At 40.3% G+C, this 24400-nt stretch carries 32 protein-coding genes; 28 read left to right on the top strand and 4 right to left on the bottom strand.

The genetic code is table 11. From position 1 onward, the window contains the following. The 13 genes from ADH52_RS03435 to dnaJ all read left to right on the top strand — a co-directional run. Window positions 1-487, top strand: a 487-nt coding sequence (locus ADH52_RS03435; RefSeq protein WP_049510103.1) for a G5 domain-containing protein, incomplete at its 5' end; no start/stop codon positions are given. Window positions 488-576: 89 nt separating this feature from the next. Further along, window positions 577-1773 (top strand): phosphoglycerate kinase, encoded by a 1197-nt coding sequence (locus ADH52_RS03440; protein WP_001096743.1) that lies wholly within the window; start codon window positions 577-579, stop codon window positions 1771-1773. Window positions 1774-2096: 323 nt separating this feature from the next. After that, window positions 2097-2624: an FUSC family protein gene (locus ADH52_RS03445; RefSeq protein WP_000119915.1), complete on the top strand. Its 528-nt coding sequence runs from the start codon at window positions 2097-2099 to the stop codon at window positions 2622-2624. 76 nt (window positions 2625-2700) lie between these two features. Then, window positions 2701-3057, top strand: a complete 357-nt coding sequence (glnR, locus tag ADH52_RS03450; RefSeq protein WP_000659548.1) for a transcriptional repressor GlnR — start codon at window positions 2701-2703, stop codon at window positions 3055-3057. A gap of 36 nt (window positions 3058-3093) precedes the next feature. Beyond that, entirely contained in the window at window positions 3094-4440 is a 1347-nt protein-coding gene (gene glnA, locus ADH52_RS03455) for a type I glutamate--ammonia ligase (RefSeq protein ID WP_004255939.1), read from the top strand. Window positions 4441-4553: 113 nt separating this feature from the next. Beyond that, complete coding sequence (locus ADH52_RS03460; RefSeq protein WP_049510185.1) at window positions 4554-4874, top strand: PadR family transcriptional regulator; 321 nt, start codon at window positions 4554-4556, stop codon at window positions 4872-4874. Further along, window positions 4874-5449, top strand: a complete 576-nt coding sequence (locus tag ADH52_RS11805; RefSeq protein WP_049510187.1) for a DUF2812 domain-containing protein — start codon at window positions 4874-4876, stop codon at window positions 5447-5449. The genes ADH52_RS03460 and ADH52_RS11805 overlap by 1 nt, the downstream gene beginning before the upstream one ends. 34 nt (window positions 5450-5483) lie before the next feature. Continuing rightward, entirely contained in the window at window positions 5484-5996 is a 513-nt protein-coding gene (locus ADH52_RS03470; RefSeq protein ID WP_049510106.1) for a DUF2812 domain-containing protein, read from the top strand. A gap of 160 nt (window positions 5997-6156) precedes the next feature. Then, window positions 6157-7191, top strand: coding sequence for a heat-inducible transcriptional repressor HrcA (hrcA, locus tag ADH52_RS03475; RefSeq protein WP_049510108.1), 1035 nt, complete (start codon window positions 6157-6159; stop codon window positions 7189-7191). Between the two features lie 26 nt (window positions 7192-7217). After that, complete coding sequence (gene grpE, locus ADH52_RS03480; RefSeq protein WP_049510110.1) at window positions 7218-7742, top strand: nucleotide exchange factor GrpE; 525 nt, start codon at window positions 7218-7220, stop codon at window positions 7740-7742. Window positions 7743-7995: 253 nt separating this feature from the next. Further along, window positions 7996-9819: a molecular chaperone DnaK gene (gene dnaK / locus ADH52_RS03485; protein WP_049510111.1), complete on the top strand. Its 1824-nt coding sequence runs from the start codon at window positions 7996-7998 to the stop codon at window positions 9817-9819. 191 nt (window positions 9820-10010) lie between these two features. Then, window positions 10011-10643 carry a DJ-1/PfpI family protein gene (locus ADH52_RS03490; protein WP_049510113.1) on the top strand — a complete coding sequence of 211 codons (633 nt, stop codon included), beginning with the start codon at window positions 10011-10013 and terminating at the stop codon, window positions 10641-10643. A gap of 198 nt (window positions 10644-10841) precedes the next feature. After that, a complete protein-coding gene (gene dnaJ / locus ADH52_RS03495; RefSeq protein WP_049510114.1) occupies window positions 10842-11978 on the top strand; it encodes a molecular chaperone DnaJ in 1137 nt (378 codons plus the stop codon). Between the two features lie 60 nt (window positions 11979-12038). Here the strand turns inward: dnaJ and ADH52_RS03500 are convergent, their stop codons facing one another. The 3 genes from ADH52_RS03500 to ADH52_RS03510 all read right to left on the bottom strand — a co-directional run bounded on the left by ADH52_RS03500 (window position 12039) and on the right by ADH52_RS03510 (window position 13485). After that, window positions 12039-12716 carry a hypothetical protein gene (locus ADH52_RS03500; protein WP_080977203.1) on the bottom strand — a complete coding sequence of 226 codons (678 nt, stop codon included), beginning with the start codon at window positions 12714-12716 and terminating at the stop codon, window positions 12039-12041. A gap of 61 nt (window positions 12717-12777) precedes the next feature. Continuing rightward, a complete protein-coding gene (locus tag ADH52_RS03505; RefSeq protein WP_023943394.1) occupies window positions 12778-13065 on the bottom strand; it encodes a hypothetical protein in 288 nt (95 codons plus the stop codon). 9 nt (window positions 13066-13074) lie between these two features. Further along, entirely contained in the window at window positions 13075-13485 is a 411-nt protein-coding gene (locus tag ADH52_RS03510) for an HIT family protein (RefSeq protein WP_049510119.1), read from the bottom strand. Between the two features lie 67 nt (window positions 13486-13552). Between ADH52_RS03510 and ADH52_RS03515 the strand changes: the two genes are divergently transcribed. Continuing rightward, window positions 13553-14284: an ABC transporter ATP-binding protein gene (locus ADH52_RS03515; RefSeq protein WP_049510121.1), complete on the top strand. Its 732-nt coding sequence runs from the start codon at window positions 13553-13555 to the stop codon at window positions 14282-14284. Continuing rightward, on the top strand, window positions 14281-15330 hold the full coding sequence (locus ADH52_RS03520) for an ABC transporter permease (protein WP_049510123.1): 1050 nt from the start codon (window positions 14281-14283) through the stop codon (window positions 15328-15330). The genes ADH52_RS03515 and ADH52_RS03520 overlap by 4 nt, the downstream gene beginning before the upstream one ends. Window positions 15331-15390: 60 nt before the next feature. On the opposite strand, the gene ADH52_RS03525 is transcribed toward ADH52_RS03520, so the two are convergent. Beyond that, complete coding sequence (locus tag ADH52_RS03525; protein ID WP_049510125.1) at window positions 15391-15720, bottom strand: hypothetical protein; 330 nt, start codon at window positions 15718-15720, stop codon at window positions 15391-15393. Window positions 15721-16015: 295 nt separating this feature from the next. On the opposite strand from ADH52_RS03525, the gene ADH52_RS03530 reads away from it, so the two are divergent. The 13 genes from ADH52_RS03530 (at window position 16016) to rimP (ending at window position 24380) form a co-directional block, all read left to right on the top strand. Continuing rightward, the gene (locus ADH52_RS03530; RefSeq protein WP_049510127.1) at window positions 16016-16753 is read left to right on the top strand and encodes a response regulator transcription factor; all 738 of its coding nucleotides are present in this window, start codon (window positions 16016-16018) and stop codon (window positions 16751-16753) included. Window positions 16754-16766: 13 nt separating this feature from the next. Beyond that, a complete protein-coding gene (locus ADH52_RS03535; RefSeq protein WP_049510129.1) occupies window positions 16767-18116 on the top strand; it encodes a sensor histidine kinase in 1350 nt (449 codons plus the stop codon). A gap of 68 nt (window positions 18117-18184) precedes the next feature. Beyond that, window positions 18185-18541, top strand: a complete 357-nt coding sequence (locus ADH52_RS03540) for a hypothetical protein (protein WP_049510130.1) — start codon at window positions 18185-18187, stop codon at window positions 18539-18541. Between the two features lie 279 nt (window positions 18542-18820). After that, on the top strand, window positions 18821-19489 hold the full coding sequence (locus ADH52_RS03545) for a CPBP family intramembrane glutamic endopeptidase (RefSeq protein ID WP_049510131.1): 669 nt from the start codon (window positions 18821-18823) through the stop codon (window positions 19487-19489). A gap of 60 nt (window positions 19490-19549) precedes the next feature. After that, complete coding sequence (locus tag ADH52_RS03550) at window positions 19550-19954, top strand: hypothetical protein (RefSeq protein WP_020903123.1); 405 nt, start codon at window positions 19550-19552, stop codon at window positions 19952-19954. 50 nt (window positions 19955-20004) lie between these two features. After that, complete coding sequence (locus ADH52_RS03555; RefSeq protein ID WP_031233153.1) at window positions 20005-20202, top strand: bacteriocin; 198 nt, start codon at window positions 20005-20007, stop codon at window positions 20200-20202. Between the two features lie 14 nt (window positions 20203-20216). After that, window positions 20217-20537, top strand: a complete 321-nt coding sequence (locus ADH52_RS03560; RefSeq protein ID WP_049510134.1) for a hypothetical protein — start codon at window positions 20217-20219, stop codon at window positions 20535-20537. 28 nt (window positions 20538-20565) lie between these two features. Continuing rightward, the gene (locus ADH52_RS03565; protein WP_049510136.1) at window positions 20566-21255 is read left to right on the top strand and encodes a CPBP family intramembrane glutamic endopeptidase; all 690 of its coding nucleotides are present in this window, start codon (window positions 20566-20568) and stop codon (window positions 21253-21255) included. A gap of 41 nt (window positions 21256-21296) precedes the next feature. After that, window positions 21297-21545, top strand: a complete 249-nt coding sequence (blpZ, locus tag ADH52_RS03570; RefSeq protein WP_000276515.1) for an immunity protein BlpZ — start codon at window positions 21297-21299, stop codon at window positions 21543-21545. A gap of 30 nt (window positions 21546-21575) precedes the next feature. Continuing rightward, entirely contained in the window at window positions 21576-22187 is a 612-nt protein-coding gene (locus tag ADH52_RS03575) for a CPBP family intramembrane glutamic endopeptidase (RefSeq protein ID WP_049510138.1), read from the top strand. A 161-nt stretch (window positions 22188-22348) separates the two neighbouring features. Next, complete coding sequence (gene ccrZ, locus ADH52_RS03580) at window positions 22349-23143, top strand: cell cycle regulator CcrZ (protein WP_000362999.1); 795 nt, start codon at window positions 22349-22351, stop codon at window positions 23141-23143. Further along, window positions 23140-23775: a tRNA (guanosine(46)-N7)-methyltransferase TrmB gene (gene trmB, locus ADH52_RS03585; RefSeq protein ID WP_001266094.1), complete on the top strand. Its 636-nt coding sequence runs from the start codon at window positions 23140-23142 to the stop codon at window positions 23773-23775. Before ccrZ ends, trmB begins: the two co-directional genes overlap by 4 nt. A 125-nt stretch (window positions 23776-23900) precedes the next feature. Beyond that, window positions 23901-24380: a ribosome maturation factor RimP gene (rimP, locus tag ADH52_RS03590; protein WP_049510140.1), complete on the top strand. Its 480-nt coding sequence runs from the start codon at window positions 23901-23903 to the stop codon at window positions 24378-24380. The last annotated feature ends 20 nt before the right edge of the window (window positions 24381-24400 follow it).

Genomic DNA, 24400 nt, shown 5'->3' on the forward strand with positions numbered 1-24400 from the left:
GATTACCGAAGTAGGTACAAAAGTTCTATCAAGCAATCAACCAGCAGAAGGAGTAAAAGACCTGGTTCTAGAAACTCCGAAACTAGAAGTTGAAAAAATTGCAGTATCCTTTGAACGTCAAGAACGTCCAAACTCAGAGCTTCTCAAAGGTCAACGTCGTATTGTTCAAGCTGGAGAAGAAGGACAAATTCGTCGCTTGATTGAAGTAGATAGCCAAGGCAATCGTACCCTTCGTACAACAGAAGTTCTCAAGGAAGCTCTTCCAGAAATTGTTGAAATTGGAACAAAAGTAAAAACAGAACCAGCAGTAGCGCCTACACAAGAAAAACCATCCCAAAATACAGCAGTTAAATCAGAAGAAGCAAGCAAACAATTGCCAAATACAGGAACTGCTGATGCCAATGAAGCCCTAATAGTAGGATTGGCAAGCCTTGGTCTTGCTAGTTTAGCCTTGACATTGAAACAGAAAAAAGAAGATGAAGATTAAATATCGAAAAATCTTGTGAAATCTTTCCTTATATTTCCAAAGTGTGATATAATAGTTTCGAATAAAATAAATAAAGGGGTTTTTGTAACATGGCAAAACTTACTGTTAAAGACGTTGACTTGAAAGGTAAAAAAGTCCTCGTTCGTGTTGACTTCAACGTACCATTGAAAGATGGCGTAATCACTAACGACAACCGTATCACAGCAGCTCTTCCAACTATTAAGTACATCATCGAACAAGGTGGACGTGCAATTCTTTTCTCTCACCTTGGACGTGTGAAAGAAGAAGCTGATAAAGCTGGTAAATCACTTGCTCCTGTAGCAGCAGACTTGGCAGCTAAATTGGGCCAAGACGTTGTTTTCCCAGGTGTTACTCGTGGTGCTGAATTGGAAGCAGCTATCAACGCTCTTGAAGATGGACAAGTTCTCTTGGTTGAAAACACTCGTTACGAAGATGTTGATGGCAAGAAAGAATCTAAAAACGATCCTGAACTTGGTAAATACTGGGCATCACTTGGAGATGGTATCTTCGTAAACGATGCATTCGGTACAGCTCACCGTGCACACGCATCTAACGTTGGTATCTCAGCAAACGTTGAAAAAGCAGTTGCTGGTTTCCTTCTTGAAAACGAAATTGCCTACATCCAAGAAGCAGTTGAAACTCCAGAACGTCCATTCGTGGCTATCCTTGGTGGTTCAAAAGTTTCAGACAAGATCGGTGTTATCGAAAACTTGCTTGAAAAAGCTGATAAAGTCCTTATCGGTGGTGGTATGACTTACACATTCTACAAAGCACAAGGTATCGAAATCGGTAACTCACTTGTAGAAGAAGACAAATTGGATGTTGCGAAAGCTCTTCTTGAAAAAGCAAACGGTAAATTGATCTTGCCAGTTGACTCAAAAGAAGCTAACGCATTTGCTGGTTACACTGAAGTGCGTGACACTGAAGGTGAAGCAGTTTCTGAAGGCTTCCTTGGTCTTGACATCGGTCCAAAATCTATCGCTAAATTTGACGAAGCTTTGACTGGTGCGAAAACAGTTGTATGGAACGGACCTATGGGTGTATTTGAAAACCCAGACTTCCAAGCTGGTACAATCGGTGTGATGGACGCTATCGTGAAACAACCAGGCGTTAAATCAATCATCGGTGGTGGTGACTCAGCTGCCGCAGCGATCAACCTTGGTCGCGCAGACAAATTCTCATGGATTAGTACGGGCGGAGGTGCTTCAATGGAACTTCTCGAAGGTAAAGTATTGCCAGGTTTGGCTGCACTTACAGAAAAATAATTTCAGCCCGTTAGTCTCTACAAAATCCTGATTTTGTAGAAAAAGGAACAAAACTGAAACGTTAACAAAAAGGTGACATAGCCACCTTTTTGTGTTAGTGTAGGTATTTGTGACGCGGTGGTGGAGCATCAATGGAACTTCTTGAAGGTAAAGTTCTTCCAGGACTTGCAGCCTTGACAGAAAAATAAGATTTTATAAATAAATCAAAGAAGAGAGGGATGAAAGTTCCTCTTTTCTTTTGCTTAAAATAAAAACGCTTCCTCTCAACTATTCATAATAAAATCAGCAGATTTATGATAAAATGGAAATAGAAAGTTGAGATTATGAGTTATTTTAAAAAATATAAATTCGATAAATCCCAGTTCAAACTTGGTATGCGAACCTTTAAAACAGGTATTGCTGTTTTTCTAGTTCTCTTGATTTTTGGCTTTTTTGGCTGGAAAGGTCTTCAAATCGGTGCTTTGACAGCCGTTTTTAGCCTGAGGGAGAGTTTTGATAAGAGTGTCCATTTTGGGACTTCGCGTATTCTAGGAAATAGTATCGGTGGTCTCTATGCCCTAGTCTTCTTCCTATTAAATACCTTTTTCCACGAAGCCTTTTGGGTAACCTTGGTTGTTGTTCCGATTTGTACCATGTTAACCATTATGACAAATGTAGCCATGAATAACAAAGCAGGGGTTATTGGTGGTGTAGCAGCTATGTTAATCATTACCCTATCGATCCCGAGTGGAGAGACAATTTTGTACGTATTTGCGCGTGTATCAGAAACTTTCATGGGAGTTTTTGTCGCAATTCTCGTAAATTACGATATTGATCGTATTCGGCTCTTTTTAGAGAAAAAAGAAAAATAATGTTACATTTTATAACATTATCAATTGACGTTTGTCTTTTTTTAGACTATAATAGACAGAAAGAAGGAAATTGTAAATGAAGGAAAAAGAATTTCGCCGAAATATGGCTGTTTTTCCTATCGGCAGTGTTATGAAGTTGACCGATCTATCGGCGCGTCAGATTCGTTATTATGAAGATCAAGAGTTGATTAAGCCTGATCGAAACGAAGGGAACCGTCGCATGTATTCCTTGAATGACATGGATCGTCTGCTTGAAATCAAAGATTATATCTCTGAAGGTTATAATATCGCTGCTATTAAGAAAAAATATGCTGAACGTGAAGCGAAATCCAAGAAAGCGGTGAGTCAGACTGAGGTGCGTCGTGCACTTCACAATGAACTCCTCCAACAGGGTCGCTTTGCTTCGGTACGATCACCTTTTGGTCGCGGTTAGCCAACCGCAAGTAGTCATACATTAAGGAGAAAACTCATGCCAATCACAGCTGCAGATATTCGTCGTGAAGTCAAGGAAAAAAATGTTACCTTTATCCGTCTCATGTTCTCAGATATTTTAGGAACCATGAAAAACGTCGAAATTCCTGCTACAGATGAACAGTTAGATAAAGTCTTGTCAAATAAGGCTATGTTTGATGGATCTTCTATCGAAGGTTTTGTACGTATCAATGAGTCGGATATGTACTTGTACCCAGACTTGGATACATGGACAGTCTTCCCATGGGGAGATGAAAATGGAAGTGTTGCAGGTTTGATCTGTGATGTCTATACAACAGAAGGAGAACCCTTTGCGGGTGACCCTCGTGGTAATCTGAAGCGTGCACTTCGTCATATGGAAGAAGTAGGATTCAAATCCTTCAATCTTGGGCCAGAGCCAGAATTCTTCCTATTTAAGTTGGATGAAAATGGAGATCCAACACTTGAAGTGAATGACAAGGGTGGCTACTTTGATTTGGCGCCTACTGACCTTGCGGACAACACACGTCGTGAGATTGTGAATGTCTTGACCAAAATGGGATTTGAAGTAGAAGCGAGTCACCACGAGGTTGCGGTTGGACAGCATGAGATTGACTTCAAGTACGATGAAGTTCTCCGTGCTTGTGATAAGATTCAAATCTTTAAACTTGTTGTTAAAACCATTGCTCGCAAACATGGGCTTTACGCAACCTTTATGGCTAAACCAAAATTTGGTATTGCTGGATCAGGTATGCACTGTAATATGTCCTTGTTTGATGAAGAAGGAAACAATGCCTTCTTTGATCCAAATGATCCAAAAGGAATGCAGTTGTCAGAAACGGCCTACCATTTCCTTGGCGGTTTGATTAAGCATGCCTACAACTATACTGCCATCATGAACCCAACAGTTAACTCATACAAACGTTTGGTTCCTGGTTATGAAGCACCTGTTTACATTGCTTGGGCTGGTCGTAACCGTTCGCCACTTGTGCGCGTGCCTGCTTCACGTGGTATGGGAACTCGTCTTGAGTTACGTTCAGTGGATCCGATGGCAAACCCATACATCGCTATGGCTGTTCTTTTGGAAGTTGGTTTGCATGGTATTGAAAATAAAATCGAAGCACCAGCTCCTATCGAAGAAAATATCTACATCATGACAGCAGAAGAGCGCAAGGAAGCTGGTATTACAGACCTTCCATCAACTCTTCACAACGCTTTGAAAGCTTTGACAGAAGATGAAGTTGTCAGAGCGGCTCTCGGAGAACATATCTATACTAGTTTCCTTGAAGCAAAACGAATCGAATGGGCAAGTTATGCAACCTTCGTTTCACAATGGGAAATTGATAATTATTTAGACCTTTACTAATATAGAAGAAAGATTGCCTGAGGGCGGTCTTTTTTCTTGTGTTTTATATCGAGGTATGATATATTTTATATAACGAAGTGCGATATATCGAACTGAATAGGAGGTGAATGCAAATGGAATTAACGGATAAGATTCGTCGAGTTTATCTTCCGATGACGGAAACGGGCTTTTATATCTTGTTCTGTCTGCAAAAGGAAGGTCATGGTTATAGTATTACGCAAAAGGTCAAGGAGATGACAGATTCGCAAGTTTCGATTAGTCCTGGGACTATGTATGGAACCTTGTCAAAAATGGAAAAGGATGGTTTGATTTCCTTTGTCCGTGAAGAGGAAAAACGGAAAATCTATCAGATCACAGACTTGGGACGAAAAGTCTTAGATATTGAATTGAAGCGTATTGAACGGCTCTATAGAAACAGTCTGGAGGAAAGATGATGGAAAAGAAAGTTGTTTATAGAATTGCAACCATTGCGGATTATGATAGAGAGGCTTTATATCTTAGAAAAATGCATGCTGAGGGCTGGAAACTCAAAGAAGTAACCTACTCTAACTTAGTAGTTGCGGTTAAGTATACTTTTGAAAAGTGCCAACCGGAGCAGGTGTCTTATCAGTTGGACTTTTATCCCATGAGAAAATCCGATAGAGCCTCCTATTTACAACTATTTAAAGATTGTGGTTGGGAGCATATTACAGACTTTAATGGTTTTTCATACTTTAGAAAGCTTCATTCTGGAATTGAGTCGGATGCCGAGTTTGAAATTTATAATGACGCGGCCGGGAAGCTAGCTATGGTCAAACGGATTTTAACGAGGCGGATGTTTCCTATTTTGCTTCTCTTTTTAGCTCTACTACCGGTTTTCTCAAAGTTTGTCGCTGGAGGTAGTTCTTTCAGTTGGGAAATGTTTTTGATTGTTATAATAGATGGTGTTTTATTGATAGTTCATGCGATTCAGATTTCTTATATTTTTTGGAGATTGTTTCAAAAGTGGAAAGAATTATCTGATAAATAAAACCATGCATGTTTTCTAATTTGGAGGTGCGATGATGAAAAGCAAACTACAATTTCGGATTTTTACGATTCTTGATGAGGATAAGAAAGAAGAATATTTACATGAGATGCACTTGAAAGGTTGGAGGTATAGAACGAGTCGTTTTGGTTTTTTCTATTTTGACCAATGTCAACCAGACGATGTTATCTACTGTATCTATGATTCTAGATTTCTTAAAAAATATAAGCATGAACTACAAGATTTTAGAGATAGAGGTTGGGAATTAATAGAAGCAGGTTTTTGTTCAATTCTTCGTAAATCGTCTTCTGATTTACTTCCAGAGGATCAAGTCTATATGGCTAAGGAGAGCAGATGGGAAGTCATGCGATATAGACTTCGTTCATGTGCAGCTACTTTCTTAGGTGGTTTGGTTGTTTGTATAAGTTTATTTAAAGAAGAACTTTCTATGTCTTTCTTCGTTATTTTTCTTTTATATGCTTTAATGATTTCTTATCTAATCCATGGTTTTTTCAGACTTAAAAAGAAATACCGAGTAGATGGAAGGTAAAGCTCTAGGTCTTCAGACTGATTTTTAGCACTCTTGGTAAAAGAGTGCTAATTTTTTGAGTTTTTGTCTTGACTTTCTCTTCTAAGGGTGTATAATAGAATCATAAGTTAGCACTTGAGTGTGTCGAGTGCTAATCAATCAGACAGAGAGGAGTGATGAGGTGGTTACAGAGCGTCAGCAGGATATTTTAAATCTGATTATTGACATCTTTACCAAAACGCACGAACCTGTCGGATCCAAAGCCTTGCAAGAGTCTATTAACTCTAGCAGTGCAACCATTCGTAATGACATGGCGGCTCTAGAAAAGCAAGGGTTGCTTGAAAAGGCTCATACTTCAAGTGGTCGGATGCCAAGTGTTGCTGGTTTTCAGTACTATGTAAAACACTCACTGGATTTTGACCGACTAGCTGAAAATGAGGTGTATGAGATTGTCAAAGCTTTTGATCAGGAATTCTTCAAATTGGAGGATATTCTGCAAGAGGCTGCTAATCTACTGACAGACTTGAGTGGCTGTACGGTAGTAGCACTGGATGTTGAGCCTAGCAGGCAACGTTTGACAGCCTTTGATATCGTTGTTTTGGGCCAACATACAGCCTTGGCGGTATTCACCCTAGACGAGTCGCGGACGGTTACCAGTCAGTTTCTGATTCCAAGGAACTTCTTGCAGGAGGATTTGCTGAAACTGAAGAGCATCATTCAGGAACGTTTCCTCGGTCACACCGTTCTAGATATTCACTACAAGATTCGGACGGAGATTCCGCAGATTATCCAGCGTTACTTCACAACAACGGATAATGTGATCGATCTCTTTGAACACATCTTTAAGGAAATGTTCAACGAAAACATTGTGGTGGTGGGCAAGGTCAATCTCTTGAATTTTGCCAATCTAGCAGCCTATCAGTTTTTTGACCAACCGCAAAAGGTGGCTCTGGAGATTCGTGAGGGGTTGCGTGAAGATCAGATGCAAAACGTCCGTGTTGCGGACAGTCAAGAGTCCTGTCTAGCTGACCTAGCGGTGATTAGTAGTAAATTTCTCATTCCTTATCGGGGAGTTGGAATTCTAGCAATTATCGGTCCGGTCAATCTGGATTACCAACAGCTAATCAACCAAGTCAACGTAATCAACCGTGTTTTGACTATGAAGTTGACAGATTTTTACCGCTACCTCAGCAGTAATCATTACGAAGTACATTAAGATTGAAATCATTAAAGGAGGCGAAAATGGCCCAAGATATAAAAAATGAAGAAGTAGAAGAAGTCCAAGAAGAGGAAGTTGTGGAAACGGTAGAAGAAACAACTCCTGAGAAGTCTGAGTTGGACTTGGCAAATGAACGTGCAGATGAGTTCGAAAACAAATACCTTCGCGCTCATGCAGAAATGCAAAATATCCAACGCCGTGCCAATGAAGAGCGTCAAAACTTGCAACGTTATCGTAGTCAAGACTTGGCAAAAGCGATTCTCCCTTCTTTGGATAACCTTGAGCGTGCACTCGCAGTTGAAGGTTTGACAGATGATGTGAAGAAGGGCTTGGAAATGGTGCAAGAAAGCTTGATTTACGCTTTGAAAGAAGAAGGAATCGAAGAAATCGCAGCTGATGGCGAATTTGACCATAACTACCATATGGCCATCCAAACTCTCCCAGCAGACGATGAACACCCAGCAGATACCATTGCCCAAGTCTTCCAAAAAGGCTACAAACTCCATGACCGCATCCTACGCCCAGCAATGGTAGTGGTCTATAACTAGTTTAGAAAATTTGACAAAAGTTGTCCGAAACGACAATAAACTATGAAGAAAGATAAAATATATTTGGCTTTGCAATAGTGAGCGAAGCGAACCAAAGACGATACTCTTCGCCGTGGCGCTATTTGCGCAAACTTTGAGACCTTAGGCTCAAAGTTTAGTCAAAGAGATTGACGAAGTCAAGCTCTGACGGCGCCGCCACTTAAGAAGAGTATCAAAAAGAAAAATAGAATATAAAATTTAAGGAGAAAAACACATGTCTAAAATTATCGGTATTGACTTAGGTACAACAAACTCAGCAGTTGCAGTTCTTGAAGGAACTGAAAGCAAAATCATCGCAAACCCAGAAGGAAACCGCACAACTCCATCTGTAGTATCATTCAAAAACGGCGAAATCATCGTTGGTGATGCTGCAAAACGTCAAGCAGTCACAAACCCAGATACAGTTATCTCTATCAAATCTAAGATGGGAACTTCTGAAAAAGTTTCTGCAAATGGAAAAGAATACACTCCACAAGAAATCTCAGCTATGATTCTTCAATATTTGAAAGGTTACGCTGAAGATTACCTTGGTGAAAAAGTAACGAAAGCAGTTATCACAGTTCCAGCTTACTTTAACGATGCTCAACGTCAAGCAACAAAAGACGCTGGTAAAATCGCTGGTCTTGAAGTAGAACGTATCGTCAACGAACCAACTGCAGCCGCTCTTGCTTATGGTTTGGACAAGACTGATAAAGAAGAAAAAATCTTGGTATTCGACCTTGGTGGTGGTACATTCGACGTATCTATCCTTGAATTGGGTGACGGTGTCTTCGACGTATTGTCAACTGCAGGGGACAACAAACTTGGTGGTGACGACTTTGACCAAAAAATCATTGACCACTTGGTAGCAGAATTCAAGAAAGAAAACGGTATTGACTTGTCTACTGACAAGATGGCAATGCAACGTTTGAAAGATGCTGCTGAAAAAGCTAAGAAAGACCTTTCTGGTGTAACTTCAACTCAAATCAGCTTGCCATTTATCACTGCAGGTGAGGCTGGACCTCTTCACTTGGAAATGACCTTGACTCGTGCGAAATTTGACGATTTGACTCGTGACCTTGTAGAACGTACAAAAGTTCCAGTTCGTCAAGCCCTTTCAGATGCAGGTTTGAGCTTGTCAGAAATCGATGAAGTTATCCTTGTTGGTGGTTCGACTCGTATCCCTGCCGTTGTTGAAGCTGTTAAAGCTGAAACTGGTAAAGAACCAAACAAATCAGTAAACCCTGATGAAGTTGTTGCCATGGGTGCTGCTATCCAAGGTGGTGTCATTACTGGTGATGTTAAAGACGTTGTCCTTCTTGACGTAACACCATTGTCACTTGGTATCGAAACAATGGGTGGTGTCTTCACAAAACTCATCGACCGCAACACAACAATTCCAACATCTAAATCACAAGTCTTCTCAACAGCAGCAGACAACCAACCAGCCGTTGATATCCACGTTCTTCAAGGTGAACGCCCAATGGCAGCAGATAACAAGACTCTTGGACGTTTCCAATTGACAGATATCCCAGCTGCACCTCGTGGAATTCCTCAAATCGAAGTAACATTTGACATCGACAAGAACGGTATCGTGTCTGTTAAAGCCAAAGACCTTGGAACCCAAAAAGAACAAACAATTGTTATCCAATCAAACTCTGGTTTGACTGATGAAGAAATTGACCGCATGATGAAAGATGCAGAAGCAAACGCTGAAGCAGATAAGAAACGTAAAGAAGAAGTTGACCTTCGTAACGAAGTTGACCAAGCAATCTTTGCGACTGAAAAGACAATCAAGGAAACTGAAGGCAAAGGCTTCGACGCAGAACGTGACGCTACCCAAGCTGCCCTTGATGATCTTAAGAAAGCGCAAGAAGACAACAACTTGGACGAAATGAAAGCAAAACTTGAAGCATTGAACGAAAAAGCTCAAGGACTTGCTGTTAAACTCTACGAACAAGCCGCCGCAGCCCAACAAGCTCAGGCAGGAGCAGAAGGCGCACAAGCAACAGGAAACGCAGGCGATGACGTCGTAGACGGAGAGTTTACTGAAAAGTAAGATGCAAAGCCCGTTAAAACCTCACAGTGAAAATAGGAAATCTGACGCAGAAACTTTAGTTTCTAGGAAGATTTGTCTTTTTCACCAAGAGGTTAGGGCGTGCTCAATTCAGCTTAACAACTAAATGATAGGAAGAAATCCAGAGGTTGCAACCCAGCCTCTGTTTTTCGATAAAATAGAGGATGTTGTGTATGAAAAAAGTACTTTGTGTCATTTATCCTAATTTTTCTCTTTATGAGATAACCACTTTAACAAGTACTTTAGCTCTGTCTTTTTATATCACGATTGATTATGTAGCTTCTGAGAATTCGATGGTGGTCTCTGAGGATGGTTTGCCCTGTCAACCGACGAAAACATTGGATCAGATCCGTATAGAAGATTATTCTTGTGTGATTTTGCCAGGAATGGTAAATATAGGTCCTACTCTACAAGATGAGAAATTGATCTCGTTTTTGAGAAGTCTTAATGAGCAAGATATCCTAATTGCAGCCATTTCTTCAGCGCCCCTTTTATTGGCGAAAGCAGGCTTGTTGAACGACACGAAATTTACAGGTGGAATTTGGCAAAACTTCTTTGACTATTTTGAATTTCTTCCACGTGAGAATTTCCAACCGAAAGTTTTTGTCCAAGATAAACAAATCATTACGGCTATCGGTTTTGCACATCAAGAGTTTGCAAGAAAAGTGATTTTCGGTTTAGGGTTGGCAGAGAATACGGACAACTATTTTAAAGAACAGAACGAGTATGCTGAAGAGGATTTGATATTTACTCTATCAGATGAAGAGTTTAATCAAGTGAAGCAGAGTATAGAAAACAGCCTCTAAAGATTTACATGAAAATTATAGAAAGGAACAAAGGTGTTCAGGGAATTGAACACGGGTTCCCAAATTTATTACTCAATATAAAAGAAAGGAATTGAACCCGACCTAAATTCTCGGAAAAAAGATAAATCTGTCTAGGAGCATCGCTCCAGCGTCAGATTTCCTATTTTTCAGTCGAATTTTACGGTCTTGGTATCTTGTATGAACAATACTGAATTTTATGATCGTCTGGGGGTGTCAAAAAACGCTTCGGCAGACGAGATCAAAAAGGCTTATCGTAAGCTTTCGAAAAAATATCACCCAGATATCAATAAGGAGCCTGGTGCTGAGGAAAAATACAAGGAAGTTCAGGAAGCCTATGAGACTTTGAGTGACGACCAAAAACGTGCGGCCTATGACCAATATGGTGCTGCGGGTGCCAATGGCAGTTTTGGTGGTGCTGGCGGTTTCGGCGGTTTCGACGGGGCAGGTGGCTTCGGTGGTTTTGAGGATATTTTCTCAAGTTTCTTTGGCGGAGGCGGTGCTTCACGCAATCCAAATGCTCCTCGTCAGGGGGATGACCTCCAATACCGTGTGAATTTGACCTTTGAAGAAGCTATTTTTGGAGCTGAAAAAGAGGTTAAGTACAATCGTGAAGCAAGCTGTAGTACATGTAATGGCTCAGGTGCTAAGCCAGGAACAAGTCCAGTCACTTGTGGACGCTGTCATGGCGCTGGTGTCATTAATGTCGATACGCAGACTCCGCTTGGTATGATGCGTCGCCAAGTAACCTGTGATGTCTGTCATGGTCGCGGAAAAGAAATCAAAGATCCATGTACAACCTGTCACGGAACAGGTCATGAAAAACAAGCTCATAGTGTACATGTCAAAATCCCTGCTGGTGTTGAAACAGGTCAACAAATTCGCCTAGCTGGTCAAGGTGAAGCTGGATTTAATGGTGGACCTTATGGTGACTTGTATGTAGTGGTTTCTGTGGAAGCCAGCGACAAGTTTGAACGTGAAGGAACTACTATCTTCTACAATCTAAACCTCAACTTTGTCCAAGCAGCTCTTGGTGACACAGTAGATATCCCAACTGTTCACGGTGATGTTGAATTGGTTATCCCAGAGGGAACTCAGACTGGTAAGAAATTCCGTCTACGTGGCAAAGGAGCTCCGAGTCTTCGTGGCGGTGCAGTTGGTGACCAATACGTTACCGTTAATGTCGTAACACCGACAGGCTTGAATGACCGCCAAAAAGCAGCCTTGAAAGAATTCGCAGCTGCAGGTGATTTAAAAGTCAATCCAAAGAAAAAGGGCTTCTTTGACCATATTAAAGATGCCTTTGAAGGAGAATAACACAAAAAGAGCCGTTGGGCTCTTTTTACTTTATTCTTTGTAATGTTAGCATTGGAACAATCACTCATCGGCTGATTTTCTATCAGACCTTTGCTTGAGCAAGCCAGCTGCATCCATATCTTGGATGAGTTGCTTGATTTCCGCTTCTTTACCAGGCTTAATGGTAACGGTATCAATATGGTTGATTGCAGAGTTATCCTGAATATCCACTAAAGTCAAGGCTTTTTCATAGAATGCAATTCCCTTTTTTAGACTTTCCTGATCCTTCCAATATAGAACTGAGTAATCAGGATTTGGTTTCTTTCCGATTTCTTGTAAATAATTCCTACTTTCCTTCTTTAAAAATTGCAATAAACCATGATTGAACAAGTTATCCCCTACTTTATAGTAGGAGATATCTCCAGTCTGTAGGACATAGACTTCGAGTTGGTTTTTGGTGAGATTTGGACTTTCTTTTAAGACGGGATGGCTATTGATGACCTCATCTGAGAAAGTAACATAAAAATTTAAGCCCCCACCCTCGTATTTATATCTTCCATTTGATTTTACTTTCTTAGGAGGCATGTCAAGGGAGGTAAAGATTTGTTTGAGGGCGTTATTTCCCTTGTGAATGTCAATCGGTGAGGCTCTGAAGGCAAAAAACAGTACTAGAAATGCTAGGACCGCAAGAAGGCTAAGGCAACCACAAGGGATTAGGATGATCTGTGCCAGAATTTTAAAAAACTGTTTCATTTTCATTCCTCTTTTTTGTTTGACCCTGACAACCTAAAATAGATTTAAGGAAAGTTCATGGCTCTTTTTACTTATCTTCGATTTCCTGTGTTTCTTTTATCACAGCTAGTCTAGTCTGGATATCTTTTTCCAAGACCTTAAACTTGTAAGTCAGGTCTTCTTGGTATTCCTTGATGAGTTCTTTTTGCTGGTCAATGATTTGTAGGCTGTTTTGGATAATATCTACATCATCCTTGATAGCTTGAACGCGGTCAGTGGTATTCAAGACTTCATCTGTGATGGCTTGGCGATTTTTTGTGAGCAGATAACTTCCGGCTGCAGCTCCTGCAAATAGCAGTAGGTTGGATAATTTCATGGCAACTCCTTAGGTGTTTTTGATAGTTTCAGCGACTTGAGCGAGTTTGTCAAAGTCTGGTTCGTGGGCGATAAAATCAATCTTGAGGTCATCGTCCGCTCTGTAGCGAGGCACGAGGTGAACGTGGGTATGAAAGACGGTTTGCCCTGCAATTTCTTCACAGTTGGCAATGATATTCATACCAGCAGCCTTGGTAGCTTTCATGACTTTTTGAGCTACTTTTGGTACTTGGGCAAAGAGTTGGCTGGCGCTAGTAGCGTCCATTTCCAAAAGATTGCGATAGTGTTCCTTTGGCACGACCAAGGTGTGTCCTGGTGTTACTTGAGAGATATCAAGAAAGGCAAGAACCTGCTCATCTTCATATACTTTTGAAGCAGGAATTTCCCCTGCGATGATTTTACAAAAAATGCAATCTGACATAAAATCTACCTCTACTGTATTGAATTTTGATATAATATAGCTACATTATACCAGATTTGGAGAAAATATGTTAGAAATTAAAAACCTGACAGGTGGCTATGTTCATGTCCCTGTCTTGAAAGATGTGTCCTTTACCGTTGAAAGTGGGCAGTTGGTCGGTTTGATTGGCCTCAATGGTGCTGGTAAATCGACGACAATCAATGAGATTATCGGTCTGTTGACACCTTATAGTGGCTCCATCAATATCAATGGCTTGACCCTGCAAGAAGATGCAACGAACTATCGCAAGCAAATTGGTTACATTCCTGAGACACCTAGCTTGTATGAGGAATTGACCCTCAGAGAGCATATCGAAACGGTTGCCATGGCTTATGGTATTGAGCAGAAAGTGGCTTTTGAGCGAGTAGAACCTTTGTTAAAAATGTTCCGTCTGGACCAGAAATTAGATTGGTTCCCTGTTCATTTTTCAAAAGGGATGAAGCAGAAGGTCATGATTATCTGTGCTTTTGTGGTGGATCCGAGTCTCTTCATCGTGGATGAGCCTTTCCTTGGGCTCGATCCGCTGGCTATTGCAGACTTGATTCAGCTTTTGGAAGTGGAAAAGCAAAAAGGCAAGTCTATTCTCATGAGTACCCACGTGCTGGATTCGGCTGAGAAGATGTGTGATGCCTTTGTTATTCTCCACAAGGGGGAAGTGCGTGCTAAGGGAAATCTCCTGCAACTGCGCGAAGCCTTTGACATGCCTGAGGCTAGTTTGAATGATATTTACTTGGCTCTGACCAAAGAGGAGGAGCTATGAAAGACTTGTTTTTAAAGAGAAAGCAGGCTTTTCGTAAGGAGTGTGTCGGTTATCTGCGCTATGTTCTCAATGACCACTTTGTCTTGTTCCTGCTTGTTCTGCTGGGCTTTCTAGCCTACCAGTACAGTCAACTCTTACAACATTTTCCTGAAAATCATTGGCCTATCCTTTTGTTTGTAGGCATTACGTCTGTTTTACTTTTGCTTTGGGGTGGAATTGCCACCTATATGGAGGCTCCAGACAAGCTCTTTCTCTTGGTCGGAGAAGAGGAAATCAAACTCCATCTCAAGCGTCAAACTGGCATTTCCCTAGTCTTTTGGCTCTTTGTTCAGACCCTTTTCTTGCTGTTATTTGCGCCCCTATTTTTGGCAATGGGTTATGGTTTGCCTGTTTTTCTGGTCTATGTGCTTTTATTGGGAGTAGGTAAATATTTCCTCTTTCGTCAAAAGGCTAGTAAATTTTTCACGGAAACTGGACTGGACTGGGACTATGTCATTTCCCAAGAAAGCAAGCGTAAGCAAGTCTTGCTTCGTTTCTTTGCCCTCTTTACGCAGGTAAAGGGAATTTCAAACAGCGTCAAGCGTCGTGCCTATCTGGACTTTATCCTAAAGGCTGTTCAGAAGGTTCCTGGGAAGATTTGGCAAAATCTCTATCTGCGTTCTTATCTGCGAAATGGAGATCTCTTTGCCCTCAGTCTCCGTCTGCTCTTGCTTTCCTTACTGGCGCAGATTTTTATCGAGCAAGCTTGGATTGCGACAGCAGTGGTGGTTCTCTTTAACTACCTCTTGCTCTTCCAGTTGCTGGCCCTCTATCATGCCTTTGACTACCAGTATTTAACCCAACTCTTTCCACTGGACAAGGGGCAAAAGGAAAAAGGCTTACAGGCGGTAGTCCGAGGATTGACCAGTTTTGTTTTACTTGTGGAATTAGTTGTCGGCCTTGTGACCTTCCAAGAAAAACTAGCCCTTCTAGCCTTGCTGGGTGCAGGTTTGGTTTTACAAGTCTTGTACTTACCTTATCAGGTCAAACGTCAGATGCAGGACTAACATTGCCTATATGAAACAAAAAAGAAGTTGAGTTCAGTTTGTCTCAACTTCTTTTATTTTCTACAAGATAATGGTTGGTCCGTAGAGACTCAACTTGGTCTTGACTTGGTCAAAGTGGAAACGGTCATAGGCCCGCCAAGCAGCGCGAGTAGGAGCATCTGGATCAAGAGCGCTGAGTCCCATGAGAAGACTGGAAGTCTGGTAAAATTTTTCCAATTCAATCAATACTCGATTATCCACTGTTTCAGCCTTGGCTAGAAAACCAAGAATAGAGTTTAGTTGCTCCTGAAAGCGGACGTCGTCAGCGCTTGCCTGTCTGCATGCTTGGTAGGCTTTGTTTAAGTCCGTAATCAAAGTCTGAGCTCTTTTGATAGGGTCTGTATCTGTCATGAGAATTCCTCCTTTAATCTGGGTGCCAGTCTTGATTCTAGCAACTGTGTTTTGATACTGTCAGTCTATCACTTTTATCTCCTTTTTCACCATAAAATCTTTAATTGCTCTTGAAATTTCCTGAATGGTACTGTTAAGATTTTATGATAAAATAGTTGTAAGATTATCATGCTTATTTGAGGAATAAAATACCTTTCAGGAGCCTTGAAGGCCTGTTTAGGATTTGGTGGGCTTGTATCATAGTATTTTTGCTATTCTCTTTTTAGGAAGAAATTGAAACAAGGAGAGTAAGAAGATGAGAATATTTGTTTTAGAAGATGATTTTTCCCAACAAGCTAGAATTGAAACGACGATTGAAAAACTCTTGAAGGAACATCATATCACTCCCAGTTCTTTTGAAGTTTTTGGCAAACCAGACCAGCTGCTGTCAGAGGTGCATGAGAAGGGAGCCCATCAGCTATTCTTTTTGGATATTGAGATTCGAAATGAGGAGATGAAGGGGCTGGAAGTGGCTAGAAAAATTCGGGACCGAGATCCTTATGCTCTCATCGTCTTTGTGACGACTCACTCGGAGTTTATGCCCCTGTCCTTTCGCTACCAGGTGTCTGCTTTGGACTACATTGATAAGGCCCTTTCAGCAGAGGAGTTTGAATCTCGTATCGAGACAGCCCTCCTCTATGCCAATAGTCAAGACAGTAAAAGTCTGGCGGAAGATTGCTTTTACTTTAAATCAAAATTTGCCCAATTCCAGTATCCTTTTAAAGAGGTTTACTATCTCGAAACGTCGCCCAGAGCTCATCGTGTTATTCTCTATACCAAGACAGACAGACTGGAATTTACAGCGAGTTTAGAGGAGGTTTTCAAGCAGGAACCCCGTCTCTTGCAGTGCCATCGCTCTTTTCTCATCAATCCTGCCAATGTGGTTCGTTTGGATAAGAAAGAAAAACTTCTTTACTTTCCCAATGGTGGAAGCTGTATGATCGCGCGTTATAAGGTCAGGGAAGTGTCTGAAGCCATCAATAAATTACACTGAGCTAGGAGAGTTTATGAACATTGCTTGGATATTGTTGTATTTTCTTGTTATTAATGGACTAGAAATTGTCATTTTCTTTAAGGTAGATGGAATTGGTCTCACTTTTGAGAGGATTTTTAAAGCTTTTCTTTTGAAATTTCTTCTAGGGGCCATTTTTGCGACTTTTCAATTTTTGGATGTAAGTGAATATTTGTCCTATTTTATAGAACCTTTGTTCGGTATATGTCTATCTTTCTTACTGTTAAGAGGGCTTCCTAAAAAACTCCTTTTCTTTTATGGTCTCTTTCCAATTGTATTGATGGATCTCTTTTACAGAAGTGTTTCCTATTTTGTGTTTCCGTTTTTGGGGCAAGGGATTGTAGATGGAGATGGAAATCCTCTCTTTTTGTTGATTATGCTATTCGTTTGCTTCATAGTATTAGTCTTTTTGAAATGGTTGGACTATGATTTTACTAGATTGAGAAAGGAGTTTCTCGATAAAGGTTTTCAACAGTCCCTGACTAAGATTAACTGGATAATGGGGGCTTACTTTCTAGTCATGGAAAATCTGTCTTACTTTGAATATGCATACGATATCCAATCAAAGACTGTTCGCCATCTGATTCTAGTGTTTTACCTACTCTTTTTTATGGGGATTATCAAGAAATTGGATTCCTATTTGAAGGAAAAACTCCATGAGAGATTGGACCAAGAGCAGGCCTTGCGCTACAGAGATATGGAACGTTATAGTCGGCATATAGAGGAACTTTACAAGGAAGTACGGAGTTTTCGCCATGACTACACCAACCTCTTGACCAGCTTACGTCTGGGCATTGAAGAGGAGGATATGGAGCAGATAAAAGAGGTCTACGACTCAGTCTTAAAGGATTCTAGTGAGAAATTACAGGACAATAAATATGACCTGGGCAGATTGGTGAATATTCGGGACCGTGCCCTAAAAAGTCTTCTAGCAGGAAAATTTCTAAAAGCCAGAGATAAGAAGATTATCTTTAATGTCGAAGTTCCTGAGGAGATTCAGGTTGAGGGGATGAGCCTGCTTGATTTTCTAACCATTGTGTCTATCCTTTGTGACAACGCTATTGAAGCCAGTGCAGAGGCCAGTCAACCTCATGTTTCAATCGCCTTTTTAAAAAATGGAGCACAGGAGACCTTTATCATTGAAAATTCCATTAAAGAAGAGGGCATAGATATTTCTGAGATTTTCTCCTTTGGAGCCAGTTCTAAAGGGGAGGAGAGAGGAGTTGGTCTCTATACCGTCATGAAAATTGTGGAAAGCCATCCTAATACCAGTCTAAATACCACCTGCAAAAATCAACTTTTTCGTCAGGTTTTAACAGTTCACTCGATGTCAGTTGATGATTAGAAGATCTGTGGAAAGAAGTACCGCCTGTAGTCATCAATTAAAATGCCATAGTATATGAGGTACCCTATATGAATAAGAAATCCTTTTTTATCATCTGTTCTACGTTGATTATTGCTTCGAATCTTCTCATGATTTCCGTGGTGAACAAGGGAGAAGAAACAGGGGGCAACCTGTTTGTGATTGCTATAGCCTGTGTTTTGCTACCAGCCTTTTTATATGCAGTTGAAAACAGACTGACTTCATTGGTAAGAGTAGAATCAATACTCTTGATTCAGTTGACAGTTATATCCCTACTCCGTCTTATCAACAGAATATGGAGTACGCCTGAAATCCTCAACATTATCATTACCCTTATCGCTTTTGCAAGTGGGACAGCTGCTATCCTTGTTGCGATTATGAGAATATATGAGAACATACGGAAGTGAGGGTGAGTAGTTCTCTATTTTGGATCTTTACGTTGTCAAGTTCCCCTAGGGCAAGTATGTTTTCCATGCTTGCTTTTTTTTAATTTTTTACAATTCAAGATGTTTTGATGACCATTTATGATTTGAGTGATCCAAGGATAAAATGAGTGCTATACTAGCAGTGTAAAGATTGAAGCAGGAAGTGTGATAAAACACAAGTTAAGGAAGCGGGGGGCTTCGTTCGTGGAAGTAGTAAATTAGAAAAAATATCTTATTAAGTAGTTGAAAAAGGGACAAACTATGAAAAAATCGATTTCTATCTTAAAAAAAATAATTACCTGCTTTTTACTTACTTTTGCCATTCAAGTTGTACCATTAACTGTTGTGAGACGTTTTTATGACGGAGTAATGGGAGATGTGTTCAGTGTTGGTTTCTTCCTTCTATCTTTCTTTATATGCTTAACGATTCTTGTATGTCTCATTAAGAGATGGGGTGATAAGACTACTTTATATTGCTTACCAATCAAGTGGGTAGAATTGAAATGGATTGTTCTTGCTTATCTGGCTAATCTGGTTTTAGTAGTTGGTTTTATATTTTTCACGACCGTTCTTGGAAAAGTCCATGATAATACAAGTTCTTTAAGCTTTTTTCAACATTTGGAAACAAGTGGTTTCTTGTACATAGTTCTATTCTGGTTGTCAACTACTTTCACTCAACCTCTTTTGGAGGAGATACTCTTTAGAGGAATCATTTTAGGAAGTTTAGAAAAATATTCTTCCATATTTGCTATTATCCTTTCGGCTGTTCTTTTTGGATTTGCTCATGACGGAGAAATGCTCTCTCAACATCTAGTGTCAGGAATTGTATTAGGAATTCTCTATATAAAGCGGAGAAATCTATATTCCTGTGTAGTTGTACATGGTTTGATGAATGCTACTGTCACCTGTCTCTTTTTTCTGGCTACTTAGGTTTTGAACCGATGAGTTTGTGTAGTTCTTCGTCTGATATTATATGAAAGGAGAAAAGAAATGAAAACTTTTCTTGCTAAAAAACGGAACATCTTTCTTGCAAGATTGTTCCTAGGTCAGTTGCCTTTGCTTGTCTCTACTTATTTATTTCTATCTCGTCAGTTTTTAAATTTTTCCTTGGTTTTCCAATTTCTTTTAGTGGTTATTAACTTGGCTTCTATTTTGGTCACTGTTTACCTCACTAGAGAAATGAGGATAAGAAAGTTTGAAGATGATGATTTGGTTAGTCCTAGAACCAATCAACTCATGTTCATCGGCTTGACAGGTTTTATGTCTATTATTTGTTTGTATAGAGGTGTCACAGCAGGAGAATCTTACCAACAACTAATTGCCTATATTGGCGCTATTCTCTGCTTGATTATTATGCTTCTACTCATTTGGGGCTTGAAGTATTATAAAAAGTAGGGGCTAATGAAGTTTTTGTTATGAATACAAAAACGATGTCATAATTTGAAATGATGGATACTGAGATGCTTGCGAAAGTTGAAGGAAGTTTCGGAGGTTGGGGAGATATGCTTTCTGGTTTATTGGGTGGGCTAGCACCTTCTCCAATTTTGGATCAATTAAATGGTAAGTGGCCTATTATACATCTTTCAAAACCATGTAGTCCTTATGGTATAGGGGGAACTCCAAACTCATGTAATGGTATTTAAAAAGGATTGAAGATATGAAGGCAAAATACGGGAATCAAATTGTTGATGTTTGGGAAATTGGTCAAGCAACTCCTAAACCAAGTTGGGTAGAGGAAGCTTTTCAAAAAAATTATATGGTTTGGTTGGATAATCATGTGCGCATTCTAATGGCAGGTCTTAACACTTCTCTCGCAACGAATATCAAGTTTGGTTTAGTTGGAACAGTTGGAGGAGGATTCGCTGGTTATGGGATGTATGTTCTCGGTTATCCAGGTGATTATATAGATATCACCAATCATAGAGTTATTTCTGCTAAAACATTTCACAAAAGTTATCAAATTTTAGAAAATGATTAGATATCATTTAATTGTAATGGAGAAAGCTATGAAAAAACATCCTATTCTTTTCAAAACGAGTGCCATTCTTTCTTATTTGTTTTTGTTTTTTGGATTGTTTTGGACAACCCAATTTTGGAGCAATTATTGGGAGTTCTCGTCTTGGGTAGGAAATCTTATTTGGATTCGAAACATCATCAGCCTTCTCTTTATCTGCTTGATGGTTTGGATTTTGGTCAGGTCGGGCCATGCTTATCTCTTTCGTATCCCTAGGAAAAAGTGGTTGAGCTATTCCGTCCTGACGGTGTTAGCAGCTGTTGTGCTTATCTGTTTTAACTATCTGACAGCTAAACACGTGCAGGGAACTAATGAAGGGTGGAATTTGTTTATTGCCTATAGTGAGACAAATTTTGCGGAGTTTGGTGTTTACCTAACCTTAATCGTACTAGGGCCTCTGATGGAAGAATTGGTATGTAGAGGACTGCTTCAACATGCCTTCTTTAAGAATTCGAGGTGGAGGCTGGATCTTCTCTTTCCGTCATTCTTATTTGCCTTGCCCCACTTTTCTAGCTTGCCAAGTTTCGCAGATATTTTTGTCTATACGGCAGTGGGTTGTCTATATGCCTGGCTGACACGTTATACGAAGAGTATCTATCCTTCTTATTCGATTCATATTGTTAATAATATCATCGCAAACTTACCATTTTTGCTCACTTTTCTACACAGGGTCCTGGGCTAAAAAACCAGAAGACTTGCTTTTCAGCCATAGAGGAGGTCATCATGTATAAACACTTATTTTTCCTAGATTCAAAAACCTTAGACTGGTTGACACCTTATATTCTGGTCTTGGCTTCTGACACCATTGCTTTTAATGTTTTTGTGCTAACCTTTGTATCTGTGGTGGTCTTTTATTTCCTAAATCCCATGTTATCTTTAATGGCTATCTTCTTAGGGGCTGGCTATGTGGTCGGATTTTGGTTGCTAAAATGGTTTGTTTTGGAAAGGTTAGAGCTAAAGGATGACTTGTAGGGAAGTTTGTTTGTTGAGGAGGCTAGTTTTATGAGAATTTTTAATAAGTGCCATGCCTTATTTTTTGGATTTTTAGTGCTACTAATCGTCATTACAGTTCCTTATACGATTAACCATGGGGATTTTTTTCAAAATGAATCTGAATTGATTATTGTAAGTCTTCTAGTAACCTCGATGAGTGTTGCTTATGCTAGACAGTTTGAAATGATTTCTTTTGGGATGTTAAGCAAGAAACAACTTTTGCTTTTCATTGAAATCTTTCTTCTAAGTCTGCTTGAGACGCTAGTTTATATTCATTTCTTCGCTGTTTCTTCTGGCGCAGGAGTTCAACACTTGGCGGAAGTCAGCAGAGGAATCTCTCTGTCTTTGATTTTGACTTCCTCAGTTTTTGGTCCCATCCAGGAGGAACTCATTTTCAGAGGACTTCTTCAAGGTGCCGTTTTTGACAATTCTTGGTTAGGGCTTGTGCTAACTTCCTCTCTCTTTTCTTTCATGCATGGACCTTCCAATGTCCCTTCGTTTATTTTTTATCTACTTGGGGGCTTGTTACTGGGCTTTGCTTATAAAAAGAGCCAAAACCTATGGGTTTCTACTCTAGTTCACATGTTTTACAATGCTTGGCCACTCTTATATTATTTATAAAAATCATGAAAAGGTAAGCAGAAGACGGTGCTTGCCTTTTTCTTTCTATAATGATACCCAAGCCAATCCAGAGGCTTTTCTTTGAGAATCGGGTCTGGAGCGGTTGACGAATAGGCCAAAAACTAGTAGAATAGTAAGGAAACTTTATACGGAGGAAAGAAATGGATTTGGGTGATAATGAGCTAACACTGACTCCCATACCTGGGAAAAGTGGCAAGGCTTATATGGGTAGCTATCCTGATGGGAAGCGTATCTTTGTAAAAATGAACACCTCTCCAATCCTACCTGGTCTAGCTAGAGAACAAATTGCTCCACAATTATTATGGAGTCGCCGTTTGGCAGATGGGCGTGATATGTGTGCTCAAGAATGGTTGACTGGCAAGATATTGACCCCCTATGATATGAATCGTAAGCAAATCGTCAATATTTTAACCCGTCTTCATCGCTCACGTCCGTTGATGACACAGTTGAGTCGTTTGGGATATGCCATGGAAACACCTGTAGATTTACTACAGTCTTGGCAGGAAACAGCTCCAGATGCTTTGCGTAAAAATCATTTTATCAGTGAAGTGATGGCTGATTTACGTCAGACTATTCCAGGATTTAGAGAGGACCATGCGACCATTGTCCATGGAGATGTACGACATAGTAATTGGATTGAGACAGACAGTGGCTTGATTTATTTGGTGGATTGGGATTCGGTTCGCTTGACCGACCGCATGTTTGATGTGGCCCATATGCTCTGCCATTATATTCCAGAACATCAGTGGAAGGAATGGTTGACCTACTACGGTTACAAGTACAATCAAACAGTATTAAATAAATTGTATTGGTACGGTCAACTGTCTTATTTGAGCCAGATTTCCAAGTATTATATGAACCAAGATTTAGAAAATGTCAATCGGGAGATTCATGGCTTGCGTCACTTCCGAGACAAGTATGGAAAGAGAAGATGAGAGTTAGAAATCGTAAAGGGGCGACAGAATTACTAGAGGCAAATCCCCAGTATGTGGTCCTCAATCCCTTGGAAGCCAAGGGAAAATGGCGGGACTTGTTTGGCAATGATAATCCCATTCATGTGGAAGTTGGAAGTGGAAAGGGTGCCTTTGTTTCAGGTATGGCTAAGCAAAACCCTGACATCAACTATATCGGGATTGATATTCAAAAGTCTGTTTTAAGCTACGCTTTGGACAAGGTGCTTGAAGTTGGAGTGCCTAACATCAAGCTCTTGTGGGTAGATGGTTCTGACTTGACTGACTACTTTGAAGACGGTGAGATTGATCGCTTGTATCTGAATTTTTCAGATCCATGGCCTAAAAAACGCCATGAAAAGCGTCGTTTGACCTACAAGACCTTCTTGGATACCTTCAAACGTATCTTGCCTGAAAATGGAGAAATTCATTTTAAGACGGATAACCGTGGCTTGTTTGAGTACAGCCTAGTGAGCTTTTCTCAATATGGCATGAAGCTCAATGGTGTCTGGCTAGATTTACATGCCAGTGATTTTGAAGGCAATGTCATGACAGAATACGAGCAAAAATTCTCCAACAAGGGGCAAGTTATCTACCGTGTTGAGGCAGAATTTTAAGAAATAGCCTGAAATCAGGCTGTATAAGTGCTTTTGCTTTACATAAGCTGGCAAACGTGCTATACTAAGAGTAAGAATATGAAAAGAGAGGCGGGGAAATATCTTCGCCTCTTGCTTATGAGGAGGTGGACGCAATCGCAACAATCGTAGAATTAGTCAGAGAAGTTGTAGAACCTGTCATAGAAGCTCCTTTCGAACTCGTGGATATCGAGTATGGAAAGATTGGCAGTGACATGATTCTCAGTATTTTTGTAGATAAACCTGAAGGAATTACCTTGAACGACACGGCAGACTTGACAGAAATGATCAGTCCTGTCCTAGACTCCATCAAGCCAGATCCCTTCCCAGAACAATATTTCCTAGAAATCACCAGTCCAGGCTTGGAACGTCCTTTGAAAACCAAGGATGCCGTCGCTGGAGCAGTTGGGGAATACATCCATGTCGGGCTCTACCAAGCCATCGATAAGCAAAAGGTCTTTGAAGGAACCTTGTTGGCCTTTGAAGAGGACGAGTTGACCATGGAATATATGGACAAGACGCGTAAGAAAACTGTCCAAATTCCATACAGTTTAGTATCAAAAGCACGTTTAGCAGTTAAATTATAGAAAAAGAAAGGATAGCTTTT

This window comes from Streptococcus pseudopneumoniae, assembly GCF_001072665.1.
GTDB classification, from domain to species: domain Bacteria; phylum Bacillota; class Bacilli; order Lactobacillales; family Streptococcaceae; genus Streptococcus; species Streptococcus pseudopneumoniae_S.